Source organism: Vreelandella hamiltonii (genome assembly GCF_014651775.1).
In the GTDB taxonomy this organism is placed as follows: Bacteria; Pseudomonadota; Gammaproteobacteria; order Pseudomonadales; family Halomonadaceae; genus Vreelandella; species Vreelandella hamiltonii.
In genome coordinates, this window is sequence record NZ_BMXN01000025.1 from 39219 (window position 1) to 48907 (window position 9689).

Annotated in this window: 9 protein-coding genes; 1 reads left to right on the forward strand and 8 read right to left on the reverse strand. The window is 61.9% G+C overall.

What is annotated here, in order from left to right:
- Nucleotides 1-6: 6 nt before the first annotated feature.
- A complete protein-coding gene (locus tag IE091_RS15815) occupies nt 7-1431 on the reverse strand; it encodes a flagellar biosynthesis protein FlgA (protein WP_189464082.1) in 1425 nt (474 codons plus the stop codon).
- Nucleotides 1432-1717: 286 nt separating this feature from the next.
- On the opposite strand from IE091_RS15815, the gene IE091_RS15820 reads away from it, so the two are divergent.
- A complete protein-coding gene (locus IE091_RS15820) occupies nt 1718-2380 on the forward strand; it encodes a GntR family transcriptional regulator (RefSeq protein WP_144980915.1) in 663 nt (220 codons plus the stop codon).
- 9 nt (nt 2381-2389) lie between these two features.
- Here IE091_RS15820 and IE091_RS15825 read toward each other — a convergent pair whose 3' ends face one another.
- From IE091_RS15825 to IE091_RS15855, 7 genes are all read right to left on the reverse strand, one after another.
- Entirely contained in the window at nt 2390-3136 is a 747-nt protein-coding gene (locus tag IE091_RS15825; RefSeq protein ID WP_189464083.1) for an ATP-binding cassette domain-containing protein, read from the reverse strand.
- Complete coding sequence (locus tag IE091_RS15830) at nt 3130-4176, reverse strand: FecCD family ABC transporter permease (protein WP_229800867.1); 1047 nt, start codon at nt 4174-4176, stop codon at nt 3130-3132. The genes IE091_RS15825 and IE091_RS15830 overlap by 7 nt, the downstream gene beginning before the upstream one ends.
- Entirely contained in the window at nt 4173-5063 is an 891-nt protein-coding gene (locus IE091_RS15835) for a heme/hemin ABC transporter substrate-binding protein (protein ID WP_189464084.1), read from the reverse strand. The genes IE091_RS15830 and IE091_RS15835 overlap by 4 nt, the downstream gene beginning before the upstream one ends.
- Entirely contained in the window at nt 5060-6112 is a 1053-nt protein-coding gene (locus IE091_RS15840) for a ChuX/HutX family heme-like substrate-binding protein (protein WP_189464085.1), read from the reverse strand. The genes IE091_RS15835 and IE091_RS15840 overlap by 4 nt, the downstream gene beginning before the upstream one ends.
- A 15-nt stretch (nt 6113-6127) precedes the next feature.
- A complete protein-coding gene (locus IE091_RS15845; protein ID WP_189464086.1) occupies nt 6128-8101 on the reverse strand; it encodes a TonB-dependent receptor domain-containing protein in 1974 nt (657 codons plus the stop codon).
- Nucleotides 8102-8186: 85 nt separating this feature from the next.
- The gene (gene hemP, locus IE091_RS15850; protein ID WP_016915235.1) at nt 8187-8354 is read right to left on the reverse strand and encodes a hemin uptake protein HemP; all 168 of its coding nucleotides are present in this window, start codon (nt 8352-8354) and stop codon (nt 8187-8189) included.
- 205 nt (nt 8355-8559) lie between these two features.
- Nucleotides 8560-9411, reverse strand: coding sequence for an alpha/beta fold hydrolase (locus tag IE091_RS15855; RefSeq protein ID WP_039175046.1), 852 nt, complete (start codon nt 9409-9411; stop codon nt 8560-8562).
- Nucleotides 9412-9689: the final 278 nt, after the last annotated feature.

Sequence of the window (9689 nt, forward strand, 5' to 3'; positions counted from 1 at the left end):
CGACCCTCAGGCCAGCGTGCTGGCGTGTTCGGCGTTATCGACAGCGTATTGTTGCTTGAACAGCTCATCCTGCTGGCATCGCAGCTGCCTGAGTGTAGAGTCCGGCAGGGCGACATCGGCCAGCGTGATGGGCTGCTGGGGTGCGATATCACGAATGACCTCGGCACCGGGTAGTAGGTAAAAGGGCACCTTGGCGCTGGGTGAGAGCGGCTCGGCGGGATGAATTTCAGGGCGCAGGCCTTCGATGTGGCGATGATGCCCGCGCATCTCCAGGCGCTGACCAGCCGCGATGGGCTGGGTAGCCCGTGCGGTCAGGTCGAAGCTCGGTGTAGTGGCGTGGCCGCCGCCGGAGGTCTGTTGATTGAGCACCACATCGAGCAGCGAGATGGGCGCTTCCAGCCCCAGCAGGTGGCGCGGCAGGTAGATCATGGCGCTACGCTCGCTGCGGCTCAGCACATGCCCCTTGTCGCGCAGCAGTGTCCAGACATGCGGGTCTTCACAGCGCACGACCACGAATACCCCACCGGCAAAGCTCAGTTCATCCGGGCGGCGCAGGCAGTTGAACACCTCAAGGCGCTTCAGCCCTTGCAGCACACCCCCTTCCGCCTGCAGGTCGAGCAACGTAGGGACTTCGGCGGTACGCAAGACCATGGCGTGAAACTCAGGCCGATCCGGGCACAGCCCGGTGGCGTTGGCCACGTTGACCATTTCGCACAGGTCCGGCACGGAAATTTGCGGAATGTCGGCCAGCAGGCGGCTGCGTGCCTCGACCACCTCGCGTTCGCCCCCTGGAGGCAATTCCCACAGGTCGCTCAGGCCCGCGGCAGGGTAGCGCACGCCATTGCACTCGACCGTGGCGTTGGCCTCATCCCAGATGAAGTCGTACTCGCTGCTCTTGCCCGCCGCAATGATCTCGAAACCCAGTGTCTTGGCCCAGGTGAGCAGGCCAATCAGCAGGCTCGGCTGGTCGCCATCCATCGGGGTAAACAAGCGGCCCTGCTGATAGGCCAGGCGGGTCAGGTAAGGGCCCACCACGGACTCGGTCTCTTTGGTGGCAATGCCGACGTGTTTGCCGGCCAGCAAGGCGGCTTCGGCGTAGCGTGCGCCAACGTCCGGAATGCCCGTGGACTCGACCAGGATATCGAACGGCAGTGCCTTGATGGTTTCAAACGAAGCGGTGGCGATAAAAAAGCCGTTTTCCCAGGCCTGTTCTGCGTCACTGGCAGAATGGCATACCATTATTTGAGCTTCTGGAACCCCCGCATGGCGAAGCGCCTCGACCGCTTTATCGGCATGGATATCGATGGCGATACGTGCCGATAGGCCACGCATCTGGCGTGCCTGACGTAATACGCCACGACCAAAATCCCCTGCGCCTGCGATGCAGGCTTCTACCACCTTGTCGGTATTGAAATGTTGTAAGTAGTTCATGAGGTGTGGGTCTTCCTGTGTCGGGACGCTCAGCCGAGGCCATCGCCTGGCTTGGAGTGGCGTTGTGTGGCGGCAAGGCCAGGGTTGTCATTTGCATGAAATGTAGTGGTATACCATTTTGAGGGTCAAATGCTGGAGGGTTATACTTTGGTATCTGTTGGTCTGTTTTTGGCTCTATATGGCTGAAAATAATGATTTTTAATTTTCGCCTAAATAGCCTTTAGCTATTTGAAAGCCAAGTTATGGTATGCCATTCTTGTGGCTCGCACATCACATGAAGACAGCCATGGAAGACATCACCCCGCCGAGCCAGCCGGGCCTGGTCGAAAAAGTCGCTCATTACCTGCGTGAACACATCGTGATGGATCATTTTCAGCCAGGGCAGCGGCTGCCTGAACGCACCCTGGCAGACGAGCTCCAGGTATCGCGCACGCCCATGCGCGAGGCCTTCAAGATCCTCGCTGCCGAAGGGTTGGTGGTGCTGTCGCCCAATCGTGGAGCCGTCGTGGCCGAGGTGAGCCCCGCAGACATGCAGGAGAAGCTGTATGTCTTGAGTGTGCTGGAGCAGGCGGCGGCAGAACTCACCTGTTCCCACGCCAGCGATGACGAGCTGGCAGAGCTTCAGGCGCTGCATTTCGAGATGAAAGCGGCCTTTCTACGCCGTGACCGACAGAACTACTTCCGCCTGAACCAGGCCATCCATCGCCGTATCGTCGAGCTGGCCCGCAACCCGACGTTGACGGACATGCACGCCACCCTGAGTCGGCAGCTTTACCGCGTCCGCTACCTCTCCAACGACAAGAACGAAAAGTGGGCCAAAGCCATGGAGGAGCACGAAGCCATCATGGCCGCGCTGGAATCGCGCGACGCAGAGCGAGTAGGCCAAGAGCTGCGCCGCCACCTGGCCAAGACATGGGTGAAATATACCAGCGAAGCCAGTGACGCATGAGCCTGGGCATCAAACCGCCGGGCTAAATAGCACTGTAGAAGGAGGAGCCAGCGTCACCTCATAGACACGACTGATGTGCGCGGTAGTAAGTACCTGTGCTGGAGGCCCGCTAGCCACCCGCTGCCCGCGATGCATCAGCCATACGTGGTCCGCGAAGGTGCTGGCCAGGTTCAGGTCGTGCAGGACGCAGGCGATGGCCATCTGATGTTGGCTGGCCCAGCGGCGTAGCTGGCGCATGAGGCGTTGCTGTTGGCCAATGTCCAGTGCGCTGGTGGGTTCGTCCAGCAGCAGCAGGCCGCCGTCGGTGGCGTCAGGCAAGCGGCGTGACAGTAGTTGGCAGGCACCTCGGGCAATCATCACGCGCTGGCGTTCGCCGCCGGATAGTGAGAGGACGCTGCGGCGAGCCAGGTGAGTCAGGTCCAGCTCGTCCAGCAGTTGCGCTACCAGTGCCTTCGATGGCTGGCTGCCCAGGCTCATCAGCTCTTCGGTGTGCCAGTCAAAGCCGGGGGGCTCCTGCTGGGCGACCAGCGCGCGACGGTTGGCCAGTGCCGCTATGGGCCACGCAGGCAGGGGGTGGCCATCGAGCAACAGCTGCCCTGTTTCGCAGGGACGAAAACCCGAGAGCAGGCTGAGGAGCGTACTTTTGCCTGCGCCGTTGGGGCCGACGATGGCCAGTAGTTCTCCCGGTAGCAGCGTGCCGCTGAGCGGTGTAAGGGCGGGGGCACGCAGCAGGCCTGCGTCGCAAAGCGTCAGCATGGTCGGTTCCGGCGCATCAGCAAATAGAGAAAGTAGGGGCCGCCCAACAGGCTGGTGAGCAGCCCCACGGGCATTTCGGCCGGTGCCCCCAGCGTGCGTGCCAGGGCGTCGGCCGCGACCAGCAGAATTGCACCGCCCAGCATGGAAGCCGGCAACAGCAGGCGATGCCCTGGGCCTAGCCATAGGCGCAAGCAGTGGGGCACCAGCAAGCCAAGAAAACCGATGACCCCGGTCAAGGCCACGCATAGGCCGACCCCAATCGAGGTGGCGATCACGACCCGGCGCTTCAGGTGCGCGATTTCCAGCCCGGCGGCGTGGGCGGTGGCTTCGCCCAGCTGGAGCAGGTCGAGCTGCGTCGCGCTGCGCAGCAGTAGCCAGAGTGCGAAGGCCACCACCCCCAAGGCAACGGCGGTAGTACGCCATAACGCATTGGTCAGTGTGCCCATGCCCCACAGGCTAAGCTGGCGCAGCTGCTCGTCGCTGGCCAGAAAGGCCAACACCCCGCCGCCAGCGCCTGCCAGGGTATTGATGGCCAGCCCCGCCAGCAGCAGCGACATCACCGCCGCGCTGCCGCCACCTTGACGGTTGGCGATACCAAAAATCAGCAGGCAAACGCACAACGCCCCCAGAAACCCTGCGACAAACTGGCCATACAAACTGCTGGCGGCGCTGCCCTGTACCAGCACAATCCAGAGCGCCACGAACAGCCCGGCTCCGCTGGCCAAGCCCAGCAGCGTGGGGTCGGCCAGCGGGTTGCGAAATAGCCCCTGCATGGCGGCCCCGCTGCCTGCCAGCATGGCCCCCACGGCCATGCCCAGCAGGAGCCTGGGCAGGCGAAGTTGCCACCATACTTGCAGGCTCAAAGGGTCTGCTGTGCCGCTCAGCGCTGCCCACGGGGAGATGCCGAGCACGCCGGTACTGGCGCTGATGGCCAGCGTGGCTACCAATGCCAACGCCAGGCCGCTCAGAACCCGAGTGGAGCGGGTCATGGTCGGTCGGCCCAGGCGCACGGAGATATAAGCGGGTTGCCGTGGGTTCATCGGCGGGCCTGTGCAGCGTGGTGACTGAGCAGGGCTTCCACCTGCTGGCGCAGTGTCAACAGGGCCTCGGGCGTGCGTGGGCCAAACCCCAGCAGTGCCTGATCATCCACCACGATCAGGCGCTGGTCGCTTCCCGCCGGGGTCATGGCCATGCCGGGCAGGCTCCAGAGTGCCGCTTCTCCGCCGAGTGCCTCCAGGCCTCGTGTGGACATGACGACGACCTCAGGAGAGCGCTGCACCAAGGCTTCTGCCGACACGTTGTGGTAGCCCGTCATTTCCGCAAAAGCATTGTGCAATCCCACAGCTTGCAAAGCGGTATGGGCGGCTGTCTCGCGTCCGGCAGCCCTCGGGGTCAGGCCGCTGTGTTGCAGGATGAACATGGCTTGAATGTCGGGCAGTGGGGGCAGGGCGGCCAATCGCTCAAGGTCGCTGGTCAGCGACTCCGCCAGCGCTGAGCCGGCCTGCGGTTCGCCGATGTATTCACTGATATGGCGCACCTTGTGGGCAATGGCCTCCAGTGAGGCCGGGGCACTGACGACCTCTACCGCCACGCCCACCGCAGCCAGCTGCTCCAATACTTCGCGGGGGCCCGCCTGCTCGGCGGCCAGAATGCGTGTAGGCGAGACGGAGAGCACGCTCTCGGCCGAGAGCTGGCGCAAATAGCCCACGGAGGGCAAGGCCGCCATCTCGGGGGGGTAGACCACCGTATCGTCCCGGGCGACGACGTGCTGCTCGGCGCCCAGGGCGCTCAGGGTTTCGGCGATATCGCCTCCCAGCACCAGCCAGCGCTCGCTGGCCAGTGCGGAGGCGCTCAGCGCCAAACCCAGCAGAGCGACTCCCAGGGCTCGAAACGGCCTGAGTGCAAAGGCATGGCCTACGAGTCTCATGCCACGGCCTCACGCTGGCTCAAGGTGTTCAAGAGTTGCCGCCACTCCCGCCGTTCGCTGCGCCCTTCCTGGCGCTCTGCGTAGAGCTGCAGCACCAGCGAGCCCTGCGCATCGAAGGCCTCGACACTGGTCACACCGCCATCGCGGTTGGGTTTGTTGACCACCCATAGCTGCTCGATGGCCGTGTCGTTGAGGTGCAGCGTGAACTGTTCGCCAAACAGGTTCAACCAGCCTCTGGCGCGCACGGCTGCGGGCAGCGTGCCCGTTCGGATCTGCACGCAGCCGGGGCTGGCCACAAACAGCATCAGCGGCAGCGCTTGCCGGTGCGCCTCCTGGAACAGAGCCTCCAAGGCATGCACGGGGAGCGGATTGGTGTAGTGGCCTTCCATGAGCTGGTTGGCTTCCAGCCGCTCCAGGTGATGGCGCTGTAACAGGGCAAAGAACTGGTGTACGTCGCTCATGGCCGCCCACTCCTGGGCCAGGGTGGGGGCGCTGGGGAGCGGCCGCTTTATGCGCTGCATGCTGTGAGTAAAGGCCGGTGTATCCAGTGTGCCCAGAGCGGCCAGCGCCTCCCAGGCCTCGGTGCGCGGTTCGTCCAGTGCGAAACACTTGTGAATGGCACAGCCGTGCTGATCGAATACCTGTAGGCTCCAGCGGTGCGTGATGGTGCCTGTGTCGGTAGGCATGGGGTCGTGTATCAGGCAGGCCCAATGCCAGTGGCTGTACAGCAGGCGCAAATCCAGCCCGCCGGGGTCGAGCATCAAGCCGGTGTGGGAGCCTCCCGCCAGGCTTGGGTAGGTGCCGTGCTGCTCCAGCACGGCCAGTCGCGAGCGGGTCAGTGCCTTCACGTGGCCCAACTGATGCCACCAGGCTGCCAGCGCCCTGGAGGCGAGTGGCAGTGTCCATACCTCCCTGCCCAGCCGGGCGGCCTGAAGCTCGCCCTCACTGATGCCAAGCCGTTCGGCGATCTCGATGGCCGGTAGGCGGGGTTGGGCAGCCCGTGCGCTGCTGAAGGCTTCCAGAATCGCGGTTTGTTGGGGGTGTGTCATGTGTCGGTCTCCTGATTACCACTGCCAGTTCAGTGTGGCGAACAGGCTGCGGCCATCGCCCAGACTGCCATCCGGGCGGTACCACTCCTTGTCGCCCACGTTGGCCAGGCGCAGCGATGTGTCGAGAGCAGGGGTGACTTGCCAGGCCAGATGCAGATCGTGCAGGCCATATCCTGGCAGCCGTTCGTCGCTGCTCTGTTTGTCGAAGTCGCGGGCGAACCGGCCCTGCCAGCCCACGCGCAACGCGCGGTCGTAAAGGGCCAGCTCGCTGCCCAGGGTCATTTCCAGAGGCGTCTGGCTGCCCAGCGCTTCACCGTTGTCGCGGTCCTTGCCCGAGACCTCGGAAAGGCCTGCAAAGCTGGTGAGTAGCGGGAAGGCGCTGGGCTGCCAGGCAAGGCGAGCGTCGTATCCCCATAGCTGGGCACGCTGCACGTTCACCGCCTGGGTGGTGCCCGCCATGATATCGACCTGGGTATCGATGAAGTCGTCTGCCCGCGTATCGAAATAGCTGGCGCGCGCTTGCCAGTCGCCTTGGTGCCATACCACACCGCTCTCCCAGGTATGGCTGGTTTCCGGGGCCAGCTCCGGGTTGGGGATCCAGAAGTTGTCCGGAGTACAGAAGAACGGGCCTGCACAGAAGCCCGCAAAGTGCCGCTCACTGGCGTACAGCTCGGACAGGCTTGGCGCGCGGAAGGCCTCGGCATAACCCGAGAACAGCATCACGCCTTGCTGCGGTCGCCAGGCCACTCGGAAACGTGGCGATACTCGGTCGTGGACGCTGGCATCGCTGGCTTGGCCTGAGGCGTCGTAGCGGTCATAGCGCGCGCCCACACCTAAATCCCACTGCCCGGCGCCGCCCTCTGCCAGATAACGCCCCGCCGTGAGGGTGGTATCCAGATAGGCCGCTTGCGTGTCGATGTCGGCATGCGGGAAGCCGTTGGCACTGCCTTCCGGACGCTGGCGTGCCTGCTCCAGCTCGGCCCCGAAGACCAGCGTTTGTGATAACCAGCCATGCTCCAGGCGGTGATAGCCGTCGCTTTGCAGGCCCACGCGCTCCAGCGTGCGGCTTGCCTGAGGCTCGCTAATCTCCTGCTGGCTGAAACTGAGGCGTGAAGTAATGTCGGTCGCCGGGCTGGGCTGCCAGCGATGACCCAGCTGCAGGTTATGGCTTTCCACCTCGCGATCACGCAGCGGATTGCTGGTGGTGACATCGCGCTGCTGAGGGTTGGCGGGCTGGGTAGTGTCCTCATCGTAATACTGCCAGCCGATGAACAGCCGGTGCTCGTCGCTGGGCTCCCAGCCACCTTTGACGAGCAGGCTGTTGAGGCTGGCATCCTCCTCGGCCTTGTCGCCCCCCGCCCGACGTATATCTCCCGACTCGCTGCGCCCTACGGAGAACAGCCCGTCTACCTGTCCTCTCGATGTGTCCTGGCGGCCAAAGGCGCTCAGGTTGCCGCGCAGTTCACCGCTGGCGGTCGCCCCGCCCAGTGAGAGCCGAGCCCCGCTGTTTTCCCCAGCGGCCAGTAAGTCGCTGGCTTCCACCGTGGTGAAGCTCACCACACCCCCCATGGCATTGCTGCCGTACAAGCTGGAGAGCGCCCCCCGCGCCACCTGCACCTCCTGAACAAGAGCCGGGTCAAGGAAGAAGTTGCCTACGTGGCCGGTGGTAATGTCCTGGCGCACGCCATCCAGCCGCACCAGAACGCCATTGCGACCAAAGCCGCGCATGCTCAGAGTCTGGCCGTTGCGACGCCCCTGGCCTGCCACATGCAAGCCAGGCTGACGGCTGAGAATGTCCTCCACGCGGCTGGCGGTGGCTAATTCCGTATCCGTGCGGTCGATGATGTCGATGATCAGCGGGGCGGAGGAGAGGTCTGTCGGTGCCCGTGTGCCGGTGACCGTCACCGGATGAAGCGCCGAGTCGTCAGCCTGTGCGTTGAGCAGTGGCAGCAGGGTGAGGCAAATGCCCAGAGAGTAGGATGGTTTCATGAGCCAGCAATATCCAACGTAGCGTGATGGAGTGACTCGCTGGCTGGGTACGCAGGCTACCTGGCTGGCTGAAGTAAAAGGAAAATCAAGCGGTCAGGATCAATTTGCCGCTTTTCGTACGACGAAGCACGTAGCGCCGCTGTTCGTGATGAATCACCAGTTGGCCATCCTGATCGAGCAGTGCTTGGCTGGTGACCTCACGGGGTGAGCCAGATGAGCCTTCTGTCGGGGCATCTTTTTTATCAGGCTGCATGAGAGGATATTCCCTGTGTTAATGATAACTATTGCTATTAAGTTAACAGGCTTTGGCAATGTGCTCAAGAGGGAGAGGATCGAAAGGCTGGCAACACCCGGTGCATGCTGATGGGAAAAGGAAGGGGAAGGGGGAAAGGGTAAAAGCATCGCCGAGCAGTCTCGCCTGCTCGGCGATGGGGTACAAAAGCCGAGGGGGTGAACGGTTACGCCACTTGTTGAGCACGCTCCGTTGGCGTCGATAGCAGGAAACCACGCAGTATCTTTTCCATGCGCCTGCGCGCATCTGCATGTTCCAGGTCGAGAAAGTGGCCAGCGCCAGGCACTTCCTCAAACAGGCAGTTTGGCATGTAATGGCTGGCCGCCTGGATATCTTCGGGGGATGTGTACTCATCCAGCGTACCATTGACGAACAGAGTGGGTACTTCGATATTACTGAGTACTTCTTTATAGTCGGTATCGTTCATGGACAAGATCTGCTCGATATGAAAGCACGTTTGTGACAGTTCTTGTTCATCCAATCTTGATAAGTGTCTATAGTTGATATGCTTGAGCAGACGAGGCAAGTATTTGCCCACTTCGTCATTTAACAAGTGTGCGGCTGCCTGGATTTCACCTGTCTGGATATAGTGCCTTGCGCCATGTATATAGCGCAGCATGTCATCATTCAACTGTGTGGAAAACGATGCAAGTACCGCTTTTTTGATGGAGCTGGGTGACTGGGCAAGTGCCATCATGGCGGCATATCCCCCCCAGGAAACCGACAGCAATGACGTGGGCTCGTAGCGTTCGATCAATGCCATGAGAATGGCGACTTCGTCTTCCTTGGTAATGATGTCCGTATTTGGGTTGTGCGGTTTGGATTGCCCGGAGAAGGGGAGGTCGAACAGAATGACGTTCATGTCTCCACTTAAGTATTTGACACAGTTGGTAAAAGAGGCCGTGGTCGCGAGTGCCCCGTTGACCATGATGACGCTTTCCGCATGGCTGGGGTGTTGGTACGTTTCCACGTGAATGCGGTACTTGCCTATCGGTATGACGCTTTTATCGGCTTTCATGATGTTTCCTCACTGCGGCTTGTACATCGGATGATGTGAGCTCGTGCGTGCTGGTATCAGTGCTGAAAAAAGTCAGCGCATTTGCTGTCACGGAGATCGCAAGTAAGGTTGTTATTGTTGGAGAGTTGTTGTTTCTATCTGATCTTCATCCAATGGGACTGTAATGTATGTAAGACCTGAATCCGTGAAGCCGGCGCCGACACTTTCCCTATCACCGCCAGCGAGCACTTTTTGATCATTCGCCCCGTGCAAGTTGGCTTTCGCAAGCCCGTTATTGC

Bases quoted from the DNA above. Each gene is read 5' to 3' on its own strand.
- IE091_RS15815 (WP_189464082.1), bottom strand. From the start codon at position 1,431: ATGAACTACTTACAACATTTCAATACCGACAAGGTGGTAGAAGCCTGC.
- IE091_RS15820 (WP_144980915.1), top strand. From the start codon at position 1,718: ATGGAAGACATCACCCCGCCGAGCCAGCCGGGCCTGGTCGAAAAAGTC.
- IE091_RS15825 (WP_189464083.1), bottom strand. From the start codon at position 3,136: ATGCTGACGCTTTGCGACGCAGGCCTGCTGCGTGCCCCCGCCCTTACA.
- IE091_RS15830 (WP_229800867.1), bottom strand. From the start codon at position 4,176: ATGAACCCACGGCAACCCGCTTATATCTCCGTGCGCCTGGGCCGACCG.
- IE091_RS15835 (WP_189464084.1), bottom strand. From the start codon at position 5,063: ATGAGACTCGTAGGCCATGCCTTTGCACTCAGGCCGTTTCGAGCCCTG.
- IE091_RS15840 (WP_189464085.1), bottom strand. From the start codon at position 6,112: ATGACACACCCCCAACAAACCGCGATTCTGGAAGCCTTCAGCAGCGCA.
- IE091_RS15845 (WP_189464086.1), bottom strand. From the start codon at position 8,101: ATGAAACCATCCTACTCTCTGGGCATTTGCCTCACCCTGCTGCCACTG.
- hemP (WP_016915235.1), bottom strand. From the start codon at position 8,354: ATGCAGCCTGATAAAAAAGATGCCCCGACAGAAGGCTCATCTGGCTCA.
- IE091_RS15855 (WP_039175046.1), bottom strand. From the start codon at position 9,411: ATGAAAGCCGATAAAAGCGTCATACCGATAGGCAAGTACCGCATTCAC.